Source organism: Bacillus sp. 3G2, assembly GCF_044324725.1.
GTDB classification, from domain to species: domain Bacteria; phylum Bacillota; class Bacilli; order Bacillales; family Bacillaceae_G; genus Bacillus_A; species Bacillus_A mobilis.
Genome location: NZ_CP172246.1, coordinates 4,020,257 through 4,043,891 on the forward strand (window position 1 = coordinate 4,020,257; position 23,635 = coordinate 4,043,891).

Consider the following 23,635-nt stretch of genomic DNA (forward strand, 5'->3'; position numbering starts at 1 on the left):
TGGCATGGAGCGCATGTTTCGCGTTCTCGGCTTTTGGACTGGAATTTTCTCGGTTATGTTTTACGTAGGGGATATGCAACAGGCCGCACTACTATTTTTAGGACAAACAGGATTCTTCGTACTTTTAAGCTATTTAAATTTAACAGAGCGTATGTATATATACGTATTTGGGGCATATTTAACTGTTTTCTTCATAGGATTTACATACTACACGACGTTTTTACTTGTCCCTGGGGCTGGGCATTAAAAGATGGCATTTTGCCATCTTTTTTTTAATTCCGCAATTTCCTAGTTGACTTATAGGTTTTATTACCTTATATTCTATATAACAGATTGGAATTAGGGGGAATCAACATGAATACACTGCTTGTCGGAATTAACGTTGCAGTCATGCTCATCTTAGTTGGCGTATTATATTATATGCAACGTAAGCATGTATCTTTTAATAAACGTGTATTTACTGCTTTAGGAGTCGGAATTATATTCGGTCTTATATTACAATTTATTTATGAGCCAACTTCTAAAGTAATTATTGAATCAAATACTTGGTTTGGCTTAATCGGTAACGGTTATGTGAAATTACTTCAAATGATCGTTATGCCACTTATTTTAGTATCTATTATTTCAGCCTTTACAAAATTACAGTTAACGAAAAACCTTGGTAAAATTAGTGGTCTTATTATCGGTATTTTAATTCTTACTACAGGAATCGCTGCAGCTGTTGGTATCGCTGCAAGTGCTGGATTTGATGTATCAGCAACAGGCCTACAACAAGGTGATGCAGAATCTGCTCGTCTGAAGCTAGTTGAAGAAAGATTTACTTCTATTGAAAAAACAACAATTCCAGATAAATTATTAGAACTATTGCCTACAAATCCGTTTCTTGATTTAACAGGCGCTCGTCCAACATCAACAATTTCTGTTGTAATATTTGCAGCCTTTATCGGTATCGCCTTTATAGGTGTAAAACGAAAATATCCAGAACAAGCAGAACTATTTAAGAAAATGCTTGATGCTGTATATGCAATCGTAATGCGTATGGTAACATTAATTTTACGTCTTACTCCATACGGCGTATTAGCTCTTATGGCAAAAACAGTTGCTGGTAGCGATATTAATGCTATTTTAAAACTTGGTAACTTCGTGTTAGCGTCTTACGTAGCACTTATCGTAATGTTCGTTATCCACTTACTATTAATTGCTCTATCTGGTTTAAATCCAATTCAATATTTAAAAAAGGTATTCCCTGTATTAACGTTTGCATTCACATCTCGCTCTAGTGCTGGTGCAATGCCATTAAATATTGAAGCGCAAAAAGAAAAGCTTGGTATTTCCGAAGGGATTGCCAACTTCGCAGCATCATTTGGGGTATCTATCGGGCAAAACGGTTGCGCAGGTATTTATCCAGCAATGCTTGCAATGATGGTCGCTCCAACTGTAGGAATCGATCCATTACAACCACAATTTATTTTAACTTTAATCGCTGTCGTTGCGATTAGCTCATTCGGTGTTGCCGGTGTTGGTGGCGGTGCAACATTCGCAGCGTTAATCGTACTATCTACAATGAACTTACCAATCGGTATTGTCGCTCTTGTTATCTCAGTTGAACCATTAATCGATATGGGTCGTACAGCTCTTAACGTGAGTGGTTCTATGACAGCAGGTCTTATTTCTAGTAAATGGCTTGGTGAATTAGATCAAGATACGTACAATCAAGATGATACAAAAACTGGTGAAATTGCTTCATAATGAAAAGGACGCTAACAAAAACTGTTAGCGTCCTTTTTTATTTCATCTTCCTCTTTGTCTTTTATACATAAGGCATCACATACTATGTAAAATCTCGTTCTTTATACTTCATTTCCCTCTCCTTACACATAGAAAAAGAGAATATAATAACATATTCTCTTCTCTCAAATATATTTCATTATCTCACAGCCCGTCCTTTTCACAAATAACCATTTTGTTCGCACCATTTATGAAATTGTCCTACGTCTACTCCAACTAACACGATATCCTTTAGGTCTACATCAATGATTTGTTCTCCAATTACAATAGCAAACTGCGATTCTAATTTTGTCTCGTTTTTCTTTACAATTCCAATTCGGTTCCGATGCGGTCCATCTTTTATATATGCTTTTTGTCCTACAATATCAAAGTTCAAGATTTTCACCTCTTTTACTGCGCTCAAATTGGAAATACGATCTCCACCTCGGAAAATTTCCTTTCATTGCACTATTTCTCTATATATATGACGAAACAATAAAAGAGTCCTCCCTTCTTTACAATTATTTTTTCTTTATTTCATTTTTGTGATTGAAACGTAAAGTTTATAATAAAATACACTTGGAAGCGCTTTCTCTGTAATTTTTTATGGTATAATGTATAAGTAGAACTTCGTAAAGAGGGTTAAAAAAATGAATACAAAAATGATAAAAAAAGTAATTGAAGCATTAAAAGTATATGGCTTTCAGAATGTATCATTCTGTGACAAAACGAAGCAATTTTTATTTCATAACGAAATGGATATTATGAGCGGCTATGCAGAAATAACATATAGTAGTCAATTTGAAAAATTCAACGTACAAATTCATCCGATTGAAACACATCACCAAGCAGAGTTGCAAGAGGTTGAAAGACATATACAAGCCTGTATAAGAAAAGTGGAATATTTAAACGCACTTCTTAGCGGACAGACAAAGCTAGATGACAAAATTATTATAATGTAAAAAAAGAACGTGAGGATATCACGTTCTTTTTTTACATTATACGTTCATCTTTTCCTTCAGTTGTAATCCTGTAATGGATTGTAATACATCCATTGCTTCTCCAAATGTCATGTCAAAAATTGTCTTATCTTCTATGTATGGAAACTGTCTAAAACGCTTTTCTAACATTTTCACGGCGTCCGACGTAAAGTGTGCACTATCAATGCCAAATTCTGTTTCAAGAAGAACGATCCAATCTAACACGTGAAAACCTAATCCATTTACGAATGAGATAAGTTTTTCTTCTGGCTGTGAAGATAAGAATACGTATCGTTCCATCTCACTAAAAAGTTCTTCTCCTAAAATATCAGCTAATTCCTCATCATGTTCGCGGTCAATAATTTCTTCATAACCATAATCATCAACAAGCTCCTCAACTTCTTCACTATCCTCACAAAGCAATTGACTAAGAAGTGCATCTTTCTTAAACTCACTATTTTGTACGACTTCTAAAAAGCTCGTTTCCCATCCATTTTCTAATTTCATATTATATACTCCTTTATATACGTTTCTTATCATCACTGTACCCAAAAGATCACTTTTATAACCTTTTAGACAGCTACTATTATTTCACGTGATCCATAACATAAGATGCAAATTCAGTTGCATCTCCTTCAAAAATATTTATTTCTGGCAAATGATAGAACGTTGTTTGAAGCGGGTTTCTTTCATGGTATACATATATCTTTTTCTCTAGCGCAATCGCCATTCCAAACTCTGTATGGCTCCCATTTCCACCATCTAATATAAGTAAAAAGGCATCCGCTTCTTTTATAGCATTCTTTTCTGCCTGACCAATTTCTCTTAATTGATCTTGATTCACTGCTCTTTCGTTTCTTGTCCAATCATATGTATGGTGCCATCCTGCATGTTTCAGTTCATTTGCTATAGAACGTACAAGATGTTTATTTTGGAATCCTGAGGCGACATAAAAATTCATTTATATACACTCCTTCATTATGTATGGGAAACTCCTTTTAGCGTTACTTGCTATACACATAATAAAGAACGACTTCAAAAAAAAATCCCCATCTTTAAAACTTATTTGCGTTTAAATGATGGGATTCTTCATGCTCTTCTTTTATTTTTTTCTTTTTATAACTTTCATCAGCTAACATTTCTAGTTCAGCTGTTATTTCTGATTTTTCAAGCTCTCTTTCTTGCGAAAATTTCCTTGAAATATAAACAATAACACTACCAACGTACAACACAAAGCATATAATAAGTGCAGTATTTTCATAGAGACTTAGCTCCAACACAGTCACTCCTAATCCATTCGTATTTTCACGCTTCTTTAATTGGAATTTCCCTACTAATCCATTCATTATTGTAACATAAAAATATCAATCCTTGGAATCTTTCATCCTATAAAAAAAGACATGATTGTTTCATCATGCCTCTGAAATATGTTGAATGATTGTTTGAATTGCTTCTTTTCCATTATATTTTTTTAGAGCTGTTTTATACATCTCATTATTTTGATTTAATTCTTCGACATGCTTTATAAGAGATTTTACAGTCACATCTTCTTCATACAATACAGAAGCATATCCTTGTCTTTCAAAAGACTCTGCATTTAATATTTGATCTCCACGACTTGCAAATTTCGATAGCGGAATTAAAACCATCGGCTTTTGCAATGTTAAAAACTCAAAAATGGCATTAGAGCCCGCACGCGAAATAACAAAGTCTGTTATCGCTAATATGTCTGGCAGCTCTCCATGTATATATTCAAATTGTCTATATCCTTCTTTATTTTGTAAACTTTCATCAAGATTACCTTTTCCGCAAAGATGAACGATTTGATATTTTTTCAGAAGTTCTGGTAACGCCTCTCGAACCGTTTCATTAATTTTCTTTGCGCCCAAACTTCCTCCCATGATTGTAATAACTGGCTTTTTACGTAAAAAACCTAAAAACGCTAAACCTTTTTCACGATTTCCCTTTAGCACTTCTTCACGTACAGGAGATCCTGTATAGATTACTTTTTCTTTAGGTAAATGTTTCGCAGCTTCTTCAAATGTAACAAATATTTTCGAAGCAAAACGGAGCGCAATTTTGTTTGCTAGTCCTGGCGTCATATCAGATTCATGTAATAAAACAGGGACTCTATTTAGCCATCCTCCAATTACGACTGGTACAGATACGAAACCACCTTTTGAAAAAATCACATCCGGTTTTAGTTTTCGAATCCTTACATATGCTTCCATAACGCCCTTCATTACAAGAAATGGATCTTTTATATTTTTCAAATCAAAATAACGGCGTAGCTTTCCGCTGGCAATACTATAGTACGGAATGCCTTCCTTTTCTATAATCGTTTTCTCAATTCCTTGATGAGAACCAATATAAGAAATATCCCAATTCTGTTCTTGTAAATGTGGAATGATAGCTAAATTAGGTGTTACATGCCCTGCCGAACCGCCACCTGTAAAGACTATTTTTTTCATACGTCTCCCCCTTCTAGACTATAATACACTAAAATATCTTGCCTCGGGGTGAGAAAATACCATAGCCGTTACAGACGCTTCTGGCTCCATCATAAATCCTTCCGTTAATGAAATACCTATTTCCTCTGGATGAATTAAGCGAAATAGCTTTTCTTGATCTGCGAGTTCTGGACATGCTGGATAACCGAAGGACACGCGTATTCCTCTATATTTCGTACGGAAGCGTTCTTCCATTGTCAGTTCTGGTGAATCTGGAATACCCCAACGATCACGAATAAGCATATGTGTCTTTTCAGCAAGTCCTTCTGCTAGTTCAAGTGCTAATGATTGAATGGCATGACTGCGTAAATAATCACCCTTCACCTTCCACTCTTCAGCAATGTCTCGAACACCTTCTCCAACCGTAACAGATAGGAAAGCAACATAGTCCATCTCATCTCCAACCGGGCGTAAATAATCACCTAAAGTACGATATGGTGCTTTTCCTTGTCTAGGGAATGTGAAACGCTCTATAACACGCGTATGATCTTCTGGATCATATATTACAATATTTTGTCCGTCGCTTTGCGCTGGGAAAAATTGATACACTGCTTTCGGTTTTAACCAAGATTGTCCTTCCTGCAATAGTTCGTCTATTAAATCATTTAATTCGTGTGCTCTTTTATCTCCCTCTCGCAGAAGCTTCTTCACATTTCCTTTTAATCCAAGGTGATGTCCGAGTAACATCTGTCTATTTAAAAATGGAGCGAGATGAAGGGCTGGAATATCACGTAATACAATTCGCTTTGTTGAATCAGGCACTATAATCTCTGCCTTCGGTAATGGCTCAATTACTGCTGGAATCTCTACTTTCTTCTCCTCTTTTTCTACGATATGAAGATGACGCTCTTTTTTATCTTGTTTCATCTTCTCGCGCTCTTCTTCCTTTTGAAGCTTATTAATAATATCAAGACCAGTCATCGCATCACTCGCATAGCATACGAGTCCTTTATATGATGGTGAAATTCGGTTCTCTGTAAACTTTCTCGTTAACGCTGCCCCGCCTACAACGATTGGAACATCAATATTTGCTGCTTTTAAATCTTCAGCAGTCGTTACCATTTGTTGCGCTGATTTTACTAATAAACCAGAAAGACCAATAATGTCAGGCTTCTTTTCTTGTACTTCTTGTACAATACGATCTGAGCGAACATTGATTCCTAAATTAATAATCTCATATCCGTTATTCGATAAAATAATTTCAACGAGGTTTTTCCCAATATCATGTACGTCACCTTTAACAGTTGCTAATAATACTTTCCCTTTTTTCGCACTATCGCTAGATTCCATATGTGGCTCTAAATAGCTTACGGCAGCTTTCATACTTTCAGCACTTTGCAATACTTCAGCAACGATAAGCTCATTATTATTAAATAATCGTCCCACCTCATCCATTCCTGTCATAAGTGGACCATTAATAATATCCAAAGGCTTTCTTCCTTCTGTAAGTGCAAGACTTAAATCTTCTTGTAACCCTTGCTTCGTACCTTCTACAATGTAATTTGCTAGCCTTTCATCAAGAGTTAATGTTTCTTGGATAACGACATCTTTCTTTTTTGCCACGCGATAGAAGTTTGTGAATTCTTCCAACGTCGCTTGCGTCGTTTCAAAAAGCAATGCATCTGCAAGACGTTTTTCTTCCTCAGGAATTGACGCATACCGCTCTAACTTTTCCGTATTCACAATCGCATAATCTAATCCTGCTTTCGTTGCATGATATAAAAAGACGGAATTTAATACTTCGCGTCCAGCTGGTGGTAAACCAAATGATATGTTACTTACACCTAAAATCGTTAAACACTCTGGTAACTCTTCTTTAATAAGACGAATCCCTTCTATCGTCGCTGCCGCCGAACCAATATATTCTTCATCACCTGTACCTACAGGAAATACAAGTGCATCAAAAATAATATCTGACGGGCGTATACCATATTTCGTCGTCAATAACTCATAACTTCTTTTCGCAATTTCGAGTTTTCGTTCTGCACTAACCGCCATACCATCTTCATCAATTGTTCCTACAACAATAGCAGCACCATATTTCCGAAGGAGCGGCGTCACCTTTTTAAATCGTTCTTCTCCATCTTCTAAATTAATTGAATTAATAACAGCTTTTCCTTGAATATAAGTAAGAGCTCGCTCCATCACATTTTCATCTGTTGAGTCAATCATAATAGGTACTTTTAAAACTTTCGTAACTTCTGCCAAGAAGTTTTCCATATCTTCTATTTCATCGCGATCAGGATCCGCCATACAAATATCAATAATATGAGCATTTTTCTTCACTTGCGCTCTGGCGACTTCAGCAGCCTCTTCAAATTTCCCTTCTGCTACTAATCGTTTAAATTTACGTGATCCAATAACGTTTGTTCTTTCACCAACAAATAACGGTCTCATAGAATCATCATATTGAAGTGCCTCTAATCCACTAACCCCATGTCCAGCTCTCTCTTGCTGTTCACGCGGCTTAAGAGACGCTAACGCAGACTTCATTGCTTTTACATGTTCTGGTGTTGTGCCACAACAACCACCGATAATATTAACCCATCCTTCTTCAGCAAATCGCTTCACTTTTTCAGCGAGAGAAGATGGAGATTCATGATAATGTCCATCTTCATCAGGAAGACCTGCATTTGGATAACAAGAAATGTAACACTCCGACAAATCAGATAGGGAACGAATATGATCTCTCATAAACTCCGGACCAGTCGCACAGTTTAATCCAACAGACAATGGCTTCATATGTTCTACCGATAAGTAAAAAGCCTCAATTGTTTGCCCAGCCAGAGTCGTTCCCATCGGTTCAATCGTTCCCGAAATCATGATGGGTACAATTTTATTTAGCTCATCGAAAGCTGCTTGAATTCCAATATAAGCAGCCTTCACGTTACGCATATCTTGACTCGTCTCAACGAGTAATACATCTACGTCGCCATTTAATAATCCTCTTGCTTGCCGTGTATAGGCTTCAATTAATTCTTCAAACGTCACACCACCAGTAACACTAATCGCTTTCGTTGTCGGTCCCATTGCTCCCGCAACATATACTTCCTTCCCACTTTCGTTGACCGCTTGCTTCGCTAAACGCGCTGCTTTCTCATTTAGTTCCTCGTCTAAATGAGACAACTCATAATCACTTAATACAATATTTGTCGCCCCAAATGTATTTGTTTCAATAATATCCGCTCCAGCTTCAATATAAGCTTTATGAATCTTTAAAATAACATCAGGCCTTGTTTCTACTAAATATTCATTACAACCTTCGTACTCTTCTCCTCCGAAATCTTCCGCAGTTAAGTCCTCTTGCTGGATCATTGTTCCCATTGCACCATCTAATATTAAGATGTTATTTGTTAATTTTTCTTCTATACATTTCATCAGTTAATACCTTCTTTCACTTCTTGCTTTTCTCTCACATATTTAACAAGATGTTCTGTAATTTCATATTTTAGAAATGGTGTAATAAGATAAATGCCGTTAAAATATTTCATCGCTGTATCGATCAATTCTTGTGAAATGAGAATCCCTTCCTCAATTGCCGCGTCTTTCGTTTCATGTCCATCCATTCTCTCCCTTATTTCTTCAGGTAGCGTAATGCCTGGCACCTCAAAATGAAGAAAATCTGCATTCCGTTTACTTATTAATGGCATAATACCAATGAAAATAGGTTGTTCCAAATGCTTTGTCGCTTCATACACTTCTTCAATTAACGCAATATCGTAAATTGGCTGTGTTAAGAAATATTCCGCCCCAGCATCTATTTTCCGTTCCATTCGCTTAACCGCTGCCTTTAAATGTCTTACATGCGGATTAAACGCACCTCCCACTGAAAATCTTGTTGCTGGACCTATTGATTTCCCTAAAATGGAGCGCCCATCGTTCATTTCTTTGATCATTTTAATGAGCTCAATAGAGGACAAATCATATACAGAAGTGGCACCTGGAAAATCACCAACACGCGCTGGATCTCCAGTTAAAGCTAGCACTTCTTCCATGCCTAACGCTGATAAACCTAGTAAATGAGATTGTAGTCCGATGACGTTATGGTCTCTACACGTTAAGTGAGTCAATACCGGAATATCGTGCTTCGTTAATAATGCTCCCATTGCCATATTCGAGACGCGAGGCGATGCTAATGAATTATCTGCTAGAGTAATAGCATCTGCTCCAGCTCTTTTCAATGCTCTTGCGCCTTCAAAAAACCGCTGCGTATCTAACGTTTTCGGTGGATCTAATTCCACTACTACTGTCGTTTGTTTTTTTGCTTTCTCTGCTAATGTGACATGAGCTTTCGAACGTTTCTCGTGTGTATGAACTACTTTCGGTCTTTGAATCGTATCCTTTTCTATTACAGGCGTAACATTTGCAATTGCACGTTTCATACTTTCAATATGTTCTGGAGTCGTGCCACAACAACCACCTAATAACCGAATACCTTGCTCAATAAATTTCGGTGTCATCGCTTCGAAATAAGCTGGACTTCCCTCATATACGTAACGTCCCTCCACATAATTGGGGAGACCTGCATTCGGATATGCTGACAAGTAGCCATTTTGCGGAATCGATATCATTTTAAAAGCTTCCGTCATATGAAGTGGTCCTAATTGGCAGTTCAGTCCAACGACATTTGCACCATAATCTAAAAGCTGTTTTAATATTTCATTTACATCATTTCCATTTTGAGTCGTACCTGCCTCATGTAACGCTAATTGAGCTACAATTGGAATATTCGTTTGTTTTCGTAACACCTGAACAGCATGAAGTAATTCAAACTCATCATAGAAAGTCTCTAATAGCAGTCCATCAACTTGTTCTTCTAGTAATGCACTTGCCTGCTCAAGTAGCATAAATTCTCTTTCTATATCAGTCGTTGTAACAGCTCCGATATGTTTCATACCACCAATTGTTCCTAAAATTGCATTTCTATCTGTCACAGATGCTTTCGCCAATTTTACTGCCGCTCTATTAATTTCAGTAACTTGATTTTCTAAACCATACATACGTAATTTCGCTTCATTTGCTCCGTACGTATTTGTTTGAATTACATCAGCCCCAGCAGCTACATATTGCTTATGAATTGATATAATTAAATCCGGATCAGATATATTCAATTCTTCAAAACTACTTTGCAAGCCATGTGAATGTAATAACGTCCCAACCGCGCCATCACCTATTACAATTCCTTTTGATAATAAATCTAGTAATTTCACAAATCTCCCTCATTTCTATCAATATAAAAAACCCCTCTTCACTTTGAAGAGGGGGACATAATCGATCCTCCTCTTATCATGCAAAACATTCGTTTTGCAGGTATTAGCACCGTTTCAAACATTTAGTTTGAAGGTTGCCGGGTTTCACAGGGCCTTTCCCTCCACCGCTCTCAATAAGAGTTTGTCTTTATTATTTTATTTATGTAGCTAAAAGGAAATGCGTTCCCCTTTTAACAATGTTTGTTAATTTTTTAATAAATTTAGCATGCACAAATACAAAAGTCAATGACACTTGCGGAAAAATAAAAATTATTTAAAATAAAGTTGCAATTCAATTATCTTTTGTTGTAAAGTTAAAAACATAATAAAATTTCATACGAACATTCTTATCTAGAGAGGTAGAGGGACTGGCCCTGTGACGCCTCAGCAACCATTAACATTCGTTAATAAGGTGCTAATTCCAGCAAATTGTGAAAGATTTGACAGATGAGAAGAAGACTCTATTCAAACCGAAAGCCTTCTTCTTAGAAGGCTTTTTTTATTTTACATTCACTTAATTGTTAATTTAAAAAGGAGGAATTTTTACATGTCAACTATTGAAACAAAACTAGCACAAATCGGAAATCGGAGCGAAACTACAACAGGAACTGTTAATCCGCCTGTTTATTTCTCAACTGCTTATCGTCACGAAGGAATTGGTAAATCTACTGGTTTTGACTATTCACGAACTGGAAATCCAACTCGCGGCCTTTTAGAACAGGCAATCGCAGACTTAGAATACGGCGAACAAGGTTATGCCTGTAGCTCCGGAATGGCGGCTGTTCTCCTCGTCCTTTCGCTATTCCGTTCTGGAGACGAACTTATTGTGTCTGAAGATTTATACGGGGGCACTTATCGATTATTTTCTGAGCACGAAAAAAAGTGGAACGTTCGATGTAGATACGTAAATACACAATCTATTAAACAAATTGAGAAAGCTATCACAACTGAAACGAAAGCTATTTTCATAGAAACTCCGACTAATCCATTAATGCAAGTTACTGATATTGCCGCTGTCGCAACTGTAGCGAAAAGACACGGACTACTCCTTATTGTAGATAACACATTCTACACGCCTTATATACAACAGCCATTAACAGAAGGTGCTGACATTGTACTGCATAGTGCAACGAAATATTTAGGTGGGCATAACGATGTACTAAGCGGACTTGTCGTTGCAAAAGGAAAGGAACTTTGTGAGGAAATCGCTCATTATCATAATGCCTCTGGTGCGGTCTTAAGCCCATTTGACTCATGGCTATTAATTCGTGGTATGAAAACGTTAGCGCTTCGTATGAGACAACATGAAGAAAATGCAAAAGCAGTTGTTGCTTATTTAAATGATGAAGACGGGGTAACAGATGTATTTTATCCTGGAAGAGGCGGCATGATCTCATTTCGTCTAAAAGATGAAACATGGATTAATCCATTCTTACAATCTTTATCCTTAATTACATTCGCTGAAAGTCTTGGTGGTGTTGAAAGTTTAATGACATATCCAGCAACGCAAACACACGCTGATATTCCTGAAGAAATCCGAACAGCAAACGGTGTATGCAATCGTCTTCTTCGATTTTCCGTTGGCATTGAAAATAGTAACGATTTAATTCAAGACTTAAAGCAAGCCATTAAACTTGTAAAAGAAGGTGTAAGGATATGAGTTATTCTATTGATACACTCTTACTGCACAACCAATATAAGCATGACTCGCAAACAGGAGCTGTTAACGTTCCCATCTATAACACATCAACATTCCACCAATTTGATGTAGATACGTTCGGGAAATATGACTATAGCCGCTCTGGTAATCCAACACGTGAAGCTCTTGAAGATATCATTGCATTATTAGAAGGCGGAACAAAAGGATTTGCCTTCGCATCGGGAATTGCAGCGATTTCTACTGCATTCCTCCTTCTTTCACAAGGTGATCACGTACTCATTTCAGAAGACGTATACGGAGGCACTTATCGAATTATAACTGAAGTTCTCTCCCGTTACGGTGTTTCACATACATTTGTTGATATGACCAATCTAGAAGAAATAAAGCAGAACATTAAGTCAAACACGAAACTCTTTTATGTGGAAACACCTTCTAATCCGCTTTTAAAAGTGACCGATATTCGTGCTGTTTCTCAACTTGCAAAATCTATTAATGCCCTTACTTTTGTTGATAATACATTTTTGACACCATTATTCCAGAAGCCACTTGATCTTGGTGCCGACGTCGTTCTTCATAGTGCCACAAAATTCATTGCTGGTCATAGTGATGTTACTGCCGGATTAGCGGTTGTAAAAGATGCCGAACTCGCTCAAAAACTTGGATTTTTACAAAATGCATTCGGCGCTATTTTAGGTCCTCAAGATTGTTCTCTCGTGCTTCGCGGTCTAAAAACATTGCATGTACGTCTTGAACATTCAGCTGCTAACGCCAATAAAATTGCGCACTATTTACAAGAGCACGCTAAAGTTCAAAATGTCTATTATCCTGGTTTACAAACACATCTTGGATTTGACATTCAACAATCTCAAGCTACATCAGCCGGAGCTGTCCTATCTTTCACTTTACAATCAGAAGATGCACTCCGCCAATTTTTATCAAAAGTAAAATTACCTGTCTTTGCCGTTAGTTTAGGAGCTGTCGAATCGATTCTTTCCTACCCAGCTAAAATGTCACATGCAGCACTATCGCAAGAAGCTCGTGATGAAAGAGGGATTTCTAATTCATTACTTCGATTATCCGTCGGCCTTGAAAATGTTGACGATTTAATATCCGATTTTGAAAATGCCCTTTCTTATGTAGAAGAACCTGTAAATGCATAGAGAGAAAAGAAGATATGAAATTAAATTTTCATATCTTCTTTTTATGCTGTTGCGTATATTTTACTTTTCGTATAGTTCATAAAAAAACGAAAGAGCACCATCTATTTCCAATTAATAAATTAATTGATATATTAAGAAGTAAAAAAGGGGGCAAAAATAATGGATACTTGTGCAGATGTTTTAATCGTTATCGATCTACAAAATGGAGTATGTTATAGCGAAGAACATTTATTTGATTTACAAAACTTACTTACAAAAGTAAATAACAGAATTTCTTCATACAGAAAATCAAATAAACCAATTCTTTTCGTTCAACATTGTGATGATGATTTAGTACCCGAAAAAGAACTTTGGGCTATTCATGCTGATTTAGATGTTCAAGAACAAGATTTTTTTGTAAGAAAAACACATGCCAATTCATTTTATAAGACAAACTTAAAAGAGATTTTAGATCAATTATCTGTACATCGTATTGAATTTTGTGGTGCCCAAACAGAGTACTGTATGGATGCTACGATTAAATTCGCTCATGGACTAGGATACGAAAACTTCATGGTACAGAAAACAACCTCTACGTTAAATAATCCATTTATGTCTGCAAAAGATACAATTGATTTTTATGAAAATATATGGAATCACAGATTTTTACAGTTGATACAAGGTGAACGCTAGAATATATAACTAATGTCTTGGTAATTCTAAGATTTATCAGCTATATTCAAACATTTCGTTTTCACCATAAAGCAGCTGACTACATTCAGCTACTTTTCTTATAACCTGTTTTATATTCTATATATAACATTATAATTCCTTTGTCATATTATTTTAAAAATTTTGTATATTCATTTGAAAGAATAAGAAATTCATGATAAAATTGTGTTACAAATATATCTATATCTTTCAATTTTTAAAACGCATCGAAATTTTCACCCAAAAATGTCATTTTACAAAACCGTGCTAATTTATCTACTTTATTTACATCAGGGTCTCTTTTCTTACAATTTCTTTACTTTAGGACTTTTTTTCTGCAACAACTGTTTTCTTTTCTTTAATTTTTTGGTATGTATAGTATGGTATAACAGCTCACACGGAGGTGGAAAAGAACATGTTAGAAACCTTTCAAAAAGAAATAGAACTATATGAAAGCAATGCAGAATTATTGAAAGTGCTTGCTCATCCTGTTCGCTTATGTATTGTAAAAGGATTAATTGAACGTGGTCCAAGCAACGTTTCTACAATGTACACTGGCTTAAACATGCCACAATCTACAATTTCACAGCATTTAGCAAAGTTAAAAAGTGCTAAAATCGTTTCAAGTGAAAGAAAAGGATTGGAAATTTATTACAAAGTAGAAAACGAGACAATTATTCAACTCGTTCGCGTATTACTGGGTTAGGGACTCATAAACAGAGAAAAAGGACGTATTCTATATTTTTCATCTCATATCTTTAATATAAATATATATCATGAGAGGAAATATATGATGCTACATAAGTCGTATTAAAAAACAAGACACAGAAATATGCTGTGTCTTGTTTTTTTATATTTTCAAATACCGTTCCAAGCGTAACTGTTGCATATGTTTCGTATGTATCACAACATCAAATGCATCCCCTAATCCTCCACTCAAAATCATAGAACGAACTGCACGATTTTGTTTTTGAGTTTCAGAAAAAGGATTTCTATCTTGGTGACCCGTAAGCTGATCTATTATTCCTGCCGCTAACAAAAATTCAGACTGCTTCTTATGCCATAATGTATTCATGCCTTGCAAGCTAAACATCTCTTTCAGTTCGTCCCAATGAATATGAGTAGTAAGATCCATTTCACCTGGATGTGCTAAAGGATTATGGATTAGCTTATGCTCGTAATACCCTCGTAAACTTCCTTCTTGATGTGCAGGATGCATCCATTCTTCTTTTGTATATCCATAATCAACGGTAATACATACACCTTTTTGAAACCATTTCGCAATTTCTTTTATATATTTTTCCATCGCAATTGGCACTTCAAAACGCTGGCCTTCTGCAAGATGAATATTATATTTCAATAAGTATCGACCGATGCTTTTATGTAACGGCCTCCATACTTCTGCAAGTTTCCCTTCTTCCGTGTACGTAACACGTACCTCATACAACATTCCATTTCTCTTCTCAATTACTTCAACAGGAAATGCATCAAATAACTCATTCGAAAAAAGAATCCCATCGAACGATTCTCCCATTTCACTATGCGACGTATAGTACGACACATTTGAAAACGAACAGAGATTTTTCTGCTGCAAGTTTCTATGAAAAGGGCTCATTTCAATCATTGAATAGTTTAAATCAATAAAGGTTTCTGGAGATACTTGTTTCCACTCTTGTAAAACATCATAGGCAAATCTTCCTGTTCCCCCACCAATCTCACAAATATTCGGAGCAACTTCACCACTTTCAACAAGACGAATAAAAAACTTAGCAAAGGTTTTTGCAAAAACAGAGGATACATTGCTACTTGTAAAAAAATCCCCTTGCCTTCCAATTTTTTCACGTTCTTTCATATAATAACCATGCCCCTCTGTATACAATACAAGGTTCATATACGTACTATACGAAATTGAATAATCCTTCTCTTTCCCCATCCATTCTTTTAAAATGAGCTCCATCCCCATAATGACTCCTTACTGTAAAAATGGATTATTTTCTTTTTCAAAACCAATGCTTGTTTCTGGACCATGTCCACATAGCACCGCTGTTTCATCTGGTAATACAAATAATTTTTCTTCAATACTTCCAATCAATTCAGCAAAACTTCCACCAGGTAAATCTGTTCTTCCAATGCTCATTTGGAACAATACATCTCCAGAAAATACAGCATTTGCCTCTTTAGAGTAATAAGAAATACTGCCCGGAGAATGTCCTGGCGTCTCAAAAATTTCAAAATTAAATGAACCAATTGCTAATGCACCTTCTGCATCAATAATATGATCTGCTGGTTTTGCTGTAATGCTGCGATTCATCATAAAAATTTGAGAGCCATTTACAGTTGCATCGCCTAACCAATCTGCTTCTTCTTTATGTACGTACACAGGAATATGAAAAGCGTCTCTTACCGCATCAACAGCGCCGATATGATCGAAGTGAGCATGTGTTAATAAAACAGCCAGTGGCTTTAATTGTTCTTCTTGTAAATATGTAACGAGCTTCTCTCCTTCGTGACCAGGATCAAAGATAATACACTCATTTTGATCATTCGTTAAAATATAAGCATTCGTTTGTAATGGGCCTAACGGCATTTGTATCCATTTCATATGAAAATCTCCTCCAATTATTAAACTTACTTTCAATGATACAACATTTTTTTCTCTTAGGAAAAGAAAGGATGCTATCTCGACAATCATTTTTAAAACATGTACAATATAAAAGAGTAAATATTCCAAAAACTCATATTGAGGAATGGGTAGACAGAGGAGGATATTGTATGGGCCTTGTTATTATTTTTGCGCTAGTCACTCTGTTAGCTGTATTTGCTACGCTTAGAACACTTCGTGAAAAGAACTTTTTCGCAGGCGGCTTTGCAATTGCAACTGTACTCGTTTTCGGATGGTTTACGATCATGACTGTTCTATATAACGGGTACCCACCAGCAGCTTAATTCATTAACATGTTATTCTTCATCAAGATTTCACACAAAAAGAGGAAGGGTTTCCCCTTCCTCTTCTCATATTTCACAACTTATACCATCTTCGCTTCGTATTTGTGCTTTTTTACAAGCCAAGCTCCTCCGATAACACCTGCATCATTACCAAGTATTGCAATCGCTAACTTCGTGCTCTTTACAGCACGTGAAAAAGCATATTGCTCGAAATAGCGTTGAATTGGCTCTAATAGTGCATCTCCAGCTTTAGACACACCGCCGCCAATAACAATTTTCTCTGGGTTCAACGTACTAGCAAGGTTCGCTACAGCTAATCCTAAATAAGAAGCTACTCTTTCTACTACTTCGCTTGCTAGCTCGTCACCTTGTCCAAGTGCTTCAAATACATCTTTTGATGTAATGCGCCCTTCTTCGGCTAACATAGAACGTAGCATACTCTCTTTATCAGTCTCTTGTATTTTTTGCATTGCAACACGCACAATACCTGTTGCAGATGCTACTGTTTCTAGGCAACCAGACTTCCCGCAATTACATGGGAAAGCATTTTCTGTAACGACTGTAATGTGTCCAATCTCACCAGCAGCACCGCTTACGCCATGTACAATCTCACCGTTAGCAATTACACCGCCGCCAACACCAGTGCCAAGTGTCATACAAATTAAATCTTTTGCTCCTTCACCAGCACCTTTCCACATTTCACCAAGCGCTGCTAAGTTTGCATCATTATCAATAACAACAGGTAATCCTGTTTCTACTTCTAATAAATCTTTTAACGGATAGTTTTTCCATCCTAAGTTAACCGCTTCGTAAATCATTCCAGATGCCACGTGTACAGGACCAGGAGCTCCCATACCAATACCGATTAACTTGCTTTTCAATTCGCCTAACTCTTCTAACTTTTTATCAATAGCTTTCGCTACATCAAGCGTAATATGTTTTCCTTGCTCATTTGTATTCGTAGGGATTTCCCACTTATGTAAAATTTCACCGTACACATTAATAAATGCTAATTTAATCGTTGTACCACCAAGGTCAACACCAACTAACCATTTCTCTTCCATGTTGCTTACCTACCTTTATCTAATTCTTATTTAGCTCTTTTTGAATTTCTTGCTTCAATAAAAATAAAGCTGTTTGATAGTCTTGTGGATCGATTAGCTGTGATTGATTTAATTCACGCAATTCATCTTGCATTAATTGTAAATCTGCAATTCGATCACCCGTATAAATAATCGTACCAAATTTCTTTAGCAATTGCTGAATATCATAAATAGATACCATTTCATCACCCTCTATGCTCACTTACTATAAAAAATTATAATAAGAAAACGTTCACATATTTTATTATAATCAAGAAGAAAAAGTCTCGTCAATTTTTATTTGTCTATACAAGCCCATTTTTAACCATTGTTCCTTTTTCTGTAATAATTTTTTCTACATTTTTATCAAACGGCTCTACTGGAATATGTTCCACCATTTGAAAACTATAAGCTAATGATAGCGTTTTCCCTTTATAATGCACGAGATAACGATCATAATAGCCACCGCCATATCCAATCCGTTCTCCTCGCCCTGTATAAGCTACGCCCGGCACGATTTGAAGATCAATGTCATCTGCACCCACTTCTTCCGTAAGCGCTGGAATTGGTTCACGTAAATTCATATACACTGTTTCTAATTGATCAAAATTACTAATTTGTCGGAAGGACATTGTTCGTGTTCCTTTATTACACTTCGGAACAACAACGTTCTTTCCCTCTTCCCAAGCTTTTTCGATAATAGGATATGTATTCACTTCATTTTCCATTGAGAGAGTGATTCCGATTGTTTTAGCTTCAGCCCACTCTTTTTGTGCATACAACGAAAATGCAATTTGCTCTGATAAAGTTGTATACCGTTCTTCTGATAAAGAATTCATGTGCTCTATTATTTGTTTACGTAAACGTAGTTTCTCTTCTCTCACACATTTTCCTCCTCACAGTGATACTTTTCTCTACGATGATAGTGTATCACTTTTAACAGAGGAATCGAATAAAAAAAGAAACAGTAGGAAAATATTCCTACTGCTTACTTTGTTTCACGGTGTAACGTAGACTTCTTGTCACGCTTGCAATACTTTTTAAGCTCGATACGCTCAGCGTTGTTACGTTTGTTTTTCTTTGAGATATAGTTACGATCTCCGCATTCTGTACATGCTAGAGTAATATTCACACGCATTCTTATTTCCCTCCAGTACTAATAACTTAAATCAGACTATACTATAATACCACTTTTAAAATAAAAATTCTACACCTTTTGATATTGTCTAATTTTTTCTATAAGATTTTTCATGTTTTCCCTTGCTATCACTGGGTTTCTAGCATGCGAATACACTAAAAATTTCGGTTGTTTTGTGTCAGAAACGATATAAGACCACTCTTTTTCGGTATATTTGAACTGTACTCCTTCAAATATACCTTCTTCTTTTCTTTCCATATCAGCTAATAATTTCCTCATTACTTTCCCTTTTTCATTCCATGAACATACAACTTCATCACACAGTAAATAAAGTGGAGGCGATTGCTCTACTATGCTGAGAAATGTTTTTCCCTGCAATGCTATTAGCTCAAATAATTTTCCTATTCGATATAAAATATCTCTCTTCCATCTCGCTTGAAACGACTTCTTTTCATCCTGCGTATAAAATAGAAGGTAACATTCTCCTAATTTCAAAGACATTGGGTAAATATTTCCTGCCGATTCAAGCAATAAATCCGGAATATCTACCTCCTCAAAATCTGTACCTTGGTAAATATTACTATGATTATCATATAACTCGAAATAATTTCCTTGCTCCGAAAACATAAGTGCCATATTTGCTTTACTTGATTTCATCAAGGCTTTCACATGATCCTTTTGTTCACCTGCATAAATCCATGTAACTGTGCATCCGAGCCTTTGCAAAAAGAGCATAATTAAATGTTGTAACATATCATTTCTTTTATTAATAAGAAGATGAAACTTCTGTTTTTGTATTTTTTCAATATCAATACGTTCTAATACAGCCTCTATATAATCATGTAAAGAAACGTGGACTAGCTTATTCCGTCCCATTTCCTTCTCACATACGTAATAAAACGACTCAGACATATATACTTGTTCTATCGCTTTTTGCTGCTTATACGTTAATTGTACCCCATCCTTACCATACAACTTTATTACAACCTCTTTTTCATTTTCTACTTGAATGAAAACCCCACCTGCACATTGCAAATCCTGAATACTATACTGAAAAAGCGACTCGTTCATTTCTTTGCATTCCATCGTATGAACCCCGATACCATGAATCGCATGAAGAAAGAGATTTTTATAAGAAGTCGTTTCTATATGTTCTTGACTCCCGATTAATATACTTTCTCCTTTAGCAAAAAGAGATCCATACGCCATCGCAACCTTCACAATAAATTGAGGAGTGATTTCAACATTACCTCTTCCTACAATGCGGCTTTTTTGCAACCACCCTGCACTCTTTTCACTTTCTTGAACACCAGCCGATCCTACTACCGAATAGCTGTCAATCGCCTTATATGGCCATAGTTTTCCCTTTTGCTTAATTACCGTACTTTTCCCTATATGACAATGATCCGCCACAATGCTTTTTTGAAACAATGTAACGTCATCTTCCACCATTGTATGCTCTCCTATTGTCGTTTCTAATAGCTCGCAATACTGTCCAATGTGCGCATTTGCAAAAACAATACTTTTTTGCAGATGAGAATAACTTGAAACAATACTATTTTTCCCGATAATAGAGTACGGCTCAATTACAGCTCCAGCACCAATCTTTGCTCCTTCTCCAATAAAAGAAGGACCGTGAATTTTCGTTCCTTTTCCAATCGCCACACCTTCTCCCATCCATACCATCGGCAATACTTCCGTATAAGGAATAGGCACTTGTAATTTTTTCGTTAACAAATCAAATTGTGCTTGTCGATATTGATCAAATGTACCGATATCTAACCAATAGCCTTCTGACAAATATGCAAATAATGCGTTCTTATTTGCCAATAATGGAAACACATCTTGACTGAAATCAAAAAATTCTCGGGGCGGTATGTAAGAAAAAATTTCTGGCTCCATAATATATATACCTGTATTCACAATATTAGAGACTACTTCATTCCAGCTCGGTTTTTCTATATATCGTGTAACCTCTTGTTCTTTGTTCATTACAACTAAACCGAATGAGAGTGGATTTTCTACTTCCTTTACAAACATAGTTACCATTCTTTTCTTTTGCTCATGAAACGTAATTCCTTCTGATAATTGAAAATCAGTTAACGCATCCCCACTTATCACAACAAACGTTTCATCTAAAAATGTTTCCGCTTGTTTAATACTCCCTGCGGTTCCAAGCGGCGGAGAGTCTTCAAAGTAGTACAAATTAACGCCCCATTTGCTACCGTCACCAAAATATTGCTTAATGGCTGTGCTCATATACTGAACAGTAATTGCAATTTCACGAATACCATGCTGACGTAATAATTCAATATTGTATTCCAAAACTGGCTTTTCTAATAATGGCAACATCGGCTTTGGAGTATTACATGTTAATGGTCTAAGGCGTCGTCCTTTTCCTCCAGCTAAAATAACCCCCTTCATATACTTCAGCCTCCACTTATATAATGTTCAGTAACTTCATATACGATATGTATATTATCTACCCCGCATTAACTAGCAGTATAAAATGAAACTTTAATTAGTAGGGATTTTGCTGCATCTCCCACTGATTATTACCCCTGACCACTCAGGCTTTTACAGGCAGTAAAACTCCCTATATACATGTACCTTTTAAACACCTAACAAGAAAGCGCTTACCATTAATTAGGTAAAATATTACTTATGAAATGAATAACATATATGCCCTATTTTTTCCATTATATTATGATACATCTTATCATCATAAACTAAAGGAAACAACGAGCTTTTTTTGTCATGTTTTGACTAAAAAAAGCAGGTGATGTTTCACCTGCTTTTTTTCTTTATTCATTTAATAAGTAATGCTTTCCTTTTACTAAATAAAAAACATTTTCAGCAATATTTGTAATATGATCTGCTACACGCTCGATATATCTCGCCACAAAGGATAATTGTGTAATTTGTGTAATCGCTTCTGGTTGTTCTGGGACTGAAGATATAAATTCACGAATCGCTTTCCCATATATTTCATCAACTGAATCATCCATTTCGGCAATTTGTTTCGCAAAAGTTAAATTTTCTTGCTCATATGCTTCCAACGCTAACTGTAACATCTTATTTGCAATTGCAAACATTTCATCAAGATTGTGCAAACTAACAACCACTTCTTTTTCCCCTAGACGAATTGTTGATTTCGCAATATTAACAGCATGATCTGCAATACGCTCTAAATCTGTCGCTGTTTTAATTGAAATAAAAATCCTTCTTAAATCACTTGCTACAGGTTGCTGCTTTGTAATAAGCATAAGCGCAAGATCATTTATTTCCTCTTCTAAATTATCCATACGATAATCACCATCTATTACCTCTAACGCTTTCTCTACATCCCTTTTATGAAGACCTTCCATAGCAAGCAATAAAGCCTCCCTCGCTAGCTCTCCAAGCTCAATCACCTTTTGCTGTAACGTTTTTAAATCACACTGAAACTGTTCTCTTACCATCGTTTCTTCCCCCTCAATATTATGTGCCATTATATATATAAATCTCCTATTTTAAGGCTTCTTATCTCTGTAATCAGCCTTAAAATAGGAGAAGTATTCCTTCTCAGCAAAATAAGAAATACCCTCTGTTAAGAGGGTATTTGCTCTTAGCCTTGCAACGACATCAACCAAATCGGCCTGTAATATAATCTTCTGTACGCTTATCTGAAGGTGTCGTAAATAATTTATTTGTATCTGTATACTCCACAACTTCTCCACTTAAGAAGAAAGCAGTTTTGTCTGAAATACGTGCGGCTTGTTGCATATTATGCGTTACGATCACAATACTAAAGTCTTTCTTTAACTCTTGAATTAATTCTTCTACTTTTAATGTTGAAATTGGATCTAGTGCCGATGTTGGCTCATCCATTAAAATAACGTCTGGTTCAATTGCTAAACAACGTGCGATACATAGACGCTGTTGCTGCCCACCAGATAAACCGTATGCATTATCATGCAAACGATCTTTTAACTCATCCCAAATTGCTGCTCCACGTAAACTTTTTTCAACAATTTCATCCAACGTTTTCTTATCACGAATACCATGAATTTTCGGTCCATATGCTACATTTTCATAAATAGATTTTGGAAATGGATTTGGCTTTTGGAACACCATTCCCACATGAGTTCTTAATTCTTCAACTGGGTATGATTTATCAAATATATTGCGCTCTCTATATTCAATTACACCTGTAGTTCGCACGATTGGTACTAACTCTACCATACGATTTAATGTTTTTAAGTACGTTGATTTACCACAACCACTTGGCCCGATAATTGCTGTAACTTCATTCTCATGAATGCTTAAGTTAATATCTTTTAAAGCGTGGTCTTCTCCGTACCATAAATTTAAGTTTTTCGTATCAAATACTACTTTCTTTGGTGCAGTCTCGATTTTCTCCTCGTTTTTCACCTGTACATTTACTACTGTTGCTACCATTTGAATTCCCCTT

Annotated in this window: 24 protein-coding genes and 2 riboswitches; of the genes, 8 read left to right on the forward strand and 16 right to left on the reverse strand. The window is 36.1% G+C overall.

Annotation, left to right across the window (positions count from 1 at the left end; translation table 11 throughout):
- Positions 1-4 precede the first annotated feature (4 nt).
- Together ACHZK0_RS20635 and ACHZK0_RS20640 are read left to right on the forward strand one after the other, a co-directional pair.
- Positions 5-247, forward strand: coding sequence for a DUF2626 domain-containing protein (locus ACHZK0_RS20635; protein WP_000440719.1), 243 nt, complete (start codon positions 5-7; stop codon positions 245-247).
- 107 nt (positions 248-354) lie between these two features.
- The gene (locus ACHZK0_RS20640) at positions 355-1,749 is read left to right on the forward strand and encodes an L-cystine transporter (protein WP_001094339.1); all 1,395 of its coding nucleotides are present in this window, start codon (positions 355-357) and stop codon (positions 1,747-1,749) included.
- A gap of 199 nt (positions 1,750-1,948) precedes the next feature.
- Here the strand turns inward: ACHZK0_RS20640 and ACHZK0_RS20645 are convergent, their stop codons facing one another.
- Entirely contained in the window at positions 1,949-2,164 is a 216-nt protein-coding gene (locus ACHZK0_RS20645) for a DUF3912 family protein (RefSeq protein WP_001008329.1), read from the reverse strand.
- A gap of 253 nt (positions 2,165-2,417) precedes the next feature.
- On the opposite strand from ACHZK0_RS20645, the gene ACHZK0_RS20650 reads away from it, so the two are divergent.
- Positions 2,418-2,729, forward strand: coding sequence for a hypothetical protein (locus ACHZK0_RS20650; RefSeq protein ID WP_001093241.1), 312 nt, complete (start codon positions 2,418-2,420; stop codon positions 2,727-2,729).
- 36 nt (positions 2,730-2,765) lie between these two features.
- Here the strand turns inward: ACHZK0_RS20650 and ACHZK0_RS20655 are convergent, their stop codons facing one another.
- The 6 genes from ACHZK0_RS20655 to ACHZK0_RS20680 all read right to left on the reverse strand — a co-directional run bounded on the left by ACHZK0_RS20655 (position 2,766) and on the right by ACHZK0_RS20680 (position 10,467).
- Complete coding sequence (locus tag ACHZK0_RS20655) at positions 2,766-3,254, reverse strand: hypothetical protein (RefSeq protein ID WP_270339949.1); 489 nt, start codon at positions 3,252-3,254, stop codon at positions 2,766-2,768.
- 79 nt (positions 3,255-3,333) lie between these two features.
- Positions 3,334-3,708 (reverse strand): nucleoside 2-deoxyribosyltransferase, encoded by a 375-nt coding sequence (locus ACHZK0_RS20660; protein ID WP_262740275.1) that lies wholly within the window; start codon positions 3,706-3,708, stop codon positions 3,334-3,336.
- A gap of 94 nt (positions 3,709-3,802) precedes the next feature.
- Positions 3,803-4,093 carry a DUF3966 domain-containing protein gene (locus ACHZK0_RS20665; protein ID WP_097864753.1) on the reverse strand — a complete coding sequence of 97 codons (291 nt, stop codon included), beginning with the start codon at positions 4,091-4,093 and terminating at the stop codon, positions 3,803-3,805.
- Between the two features lie 66 nt (positions 4,094-4,159).
- On the reverse strand, positions 4,160-5,218 hold the full coding sequence (gene murG, locus ACHZK0_RS20670; RefSeq protein WP_270339948.1) for an undecaprenyldiphospho-muramoylpentapeptide beta-N-acetylglucosaminyltransferase: 1,059 nt from the start codon (positions 5,216-5,218) through the stop codon (positions 4,160-4,162).
- Positions 5,219-5,236: 18 nt separating this feature from the next.
- Positions 5,237-8,635, reverse strand: a complete 3,399-nt coding sequence (gene metH, locus ACHZK0_RS20675; protein WP_395760850.1) for a methionine synthase — start codon at positions 8,633-8,635, stop codon at positions 5,237-5,239.
- A complete protein-coding gene (locus tag ACHZK0_RS20680) occupies positions 8,635-10,467 on the reverse strand; it encodes a bifunctional homocysteine S-methyltransferase/methylenetetrahydrofolate reductase (RefSeq protein ID WP_270339946.1) in 1,833 nt (610 codons plus the stop codon). The genes metH and ACHZK0_RS20680 overlap by 1 nt, the downstream gene beginning before the upstream one ends.
- Before the next feature lie 70 nt (positions 10,468-10,537).
- A riboswitch (SAM riboswitch) is annotated at positions 10,538-10,647 on the reverse strand.
- 203 nt (positions 10,648-10,850) lie between these two features.
- Positions 10,851-10,960: riboswitch (SAM riboswitch) on the forward strand.
- A 93-nt stretch (positions 10,961-11,053) separates the two neighbouring features.
- On the opposite strand from ACHZK0_RS20680, the gene metI reads away from it, so the two are divergent.
- From metI to ACHZK0_RS20700, 4 genes are all read left to right on the forward strand, one after another.
- The gene (metI, locus tag ACHZK0_RS20685) at positions 11,054-12,166 is read left to right on the forward strand and encodes a cystathionine gamma-synthase/O-acetylhomoserine thiolyase (protein WP_061677367.1); all 1,113 of its coding nucleotides are present in this window, start codon (positions 11,054-11,056) and stop codon (positions 12,164-12,166) included.
- Complete coding sequence (metC, locus tag ACHZK0_RS20690) at positions 12,163-13,326, forward strand: cystathionine beta-lyase (RefSeq protein WP_270339945.1); 1,164 nt, start codon at positions 12,163-12,165, stop codon at positions 13,324-13,326. Before metI ends, metC begins: the two co-directional genes overlap by 4 nt.
- Positions 13,327-13,485: 159 nt before the next feature.
- The gene (locus tag ACHZK0_RS20695) at positions 13,486-13,998 is read left to right on the forward strand and encodes a cysteine hydrolase family protein (RefSeq protein WP_270339944.1); all 513 of its coding nucleotides are present in this window, start codon (positions 13,486-13,488) and stop codon (positions 13,996-13,998) included.
- 433 nt (positions 13,999-14,431) lie between these two features.
- Entirely contained in the window at positions 14,432-14,722 is a 291-nt protein-coding gene (locus ACHZK0_RS20700) for an ArsR/SmtB family transcription factor (RefSeq protein WP_000894375.1), read from the forward strand.
- A 144-nt stretch (positions 14,723-14,866) separates the two neighbouring features.
- Here the strand turns inward: ACHZK0_RS20700 and ACHZK0_RS20705 are convergent, their stop codons facing one another.
- Both ACHZK0_RS20705 and ACHZK0_RS20710 read right to left on the reverse strand, forming a co-directional pair.
- Positions 14,867-15,979 (reverse strand): class I SAM-dependent methyltransferase, encoded by a 1,113-nt coding sequence (locus ACHZK0_RS20705; RefSeq protein ID WP_262740281.1) that lies wholly within the window; start codon positions 15,977-15,979, stop codon positions 14,867-14,869.
- Between the two features lie 9 nt (positions 15,980-15,988).
- Positions 15,989-16,618 (reverse strand): MBL fold metallo-hydrolase, encoded by a 630-nt coding sequence (locus tag ACHZK0_RS20710; RefSeq protein ID WP_063260804.1) that lies wholly within the window; start codon positions 16,616-16,618, stop codon positions 15,989-15,991.
- A gap of 170 nt (positions 16,619-16,788) precedes the next feature.
- On the opposite strand from ACHZK0_RS20710, the gene ACHZK0_RS20715 reads away from it, so the two are divergent.
- Positions 16,789-16,962: a DUF2759 domain-containing protein gene (locus ACHZK0_RS20715; RefSeq protein ID WP_000524846.1), complete on the forward strand. Its 174-nt coding sequence runs from the start codon at positions 16,789-16,791 to the stop codon at positions 16,960-16,962.
- Between the two features lie 80 nt (positions 16,963-17,042).
- On the opposite strand, the gene glcK is transcribed toward ACHZK0_RS20715, so the two are convergent.
- The 7 genes from glcK to pstB form a co-directional block, all read right to left on the reverse strand.
- Complete coding sequence (gene glcK / locus ACHZK0_RS20720) at positions 17,043-18,026, reverse strand: glucokinase (protein ID WP_270339942.1); 984 nt, start codon at positions 18,024-18,026, stop codon at positions 17,043-17,045.
- Positions 18,027-18,045: 19 nt separating this feature from the next.
- Positions 18,046-18,246, reverse strand: coding sequence for a YqgQ family protein (locus ACHZK0_RS20725; protein ID WP_000253699.1), 201 nt, complete (start codon positions 18,244-18,246; stop codon positions 18,046-18,048).
- 103 nt (positions 18,247-18,349) lie between these two features.
- Entirely contained in the window at positions 18,350-18,928 is a 579-nt protein-coding gene (locus tag ACHZK0_RS20730) for a 5-formyltetrahydrofolate cyclo-ligase (RefSeq protein WP_270605872.1), read from the reverse strand.
- A gap of 104 nt (positions 18,929-19,032) precedes the next feature.
- Positions 19,033-19,182, reverse strand: a complete 150-nt coding sequence (gene rpmG / locus ACHZK0_RS20735; protein WP_001265616.1) for a 50S ribosomal protein L33 — start codon at positions 19,180-19,182, stop codon at positions 19,033-19,035.
- A 69-nt stretch (positions 19,183-19,251) separates the two neighbouring features.
- A complete protein-coding gene (locus ACHZK0_RS20740) occupies positions 19,252-21,606 on the reverse strand; it encodes a sugar phosphate nucleotidyltransferase (RefSeq protein WP_088028178.1) in 2,355 nt (784 codons plus the stop codon).
- A gap of 380 nt (positions 21,607-21,986) precedes the next feature.
- Complete coding sequence (gene phoU, locus ACHZK0_RS20745; protein ID WP_098237943.1) at positions 21,987-22,643, reverse strand: phosphate signaling complex protein PhoU; 657 nt, start codon at positions 22,641-22,643, stop codon at positions 21,987-21,989.
- A 163-nt stretch (positions 22,644-22,806) separates the two neighbouring features.
- Positions 22,807-23,622, reverse strand: coding sequence for a phosphate ABC transporter ATP-binding protein (pstB, locus tag ACHZK0_RS20750; RefSeq protein WP_000226681.1), 816 nt, complete (start codon positions 23,620-23,622; stop codon positions 22,807-22,809).
- Positions 23,623-23,635 lie beyond the last annotated feature (13 nt).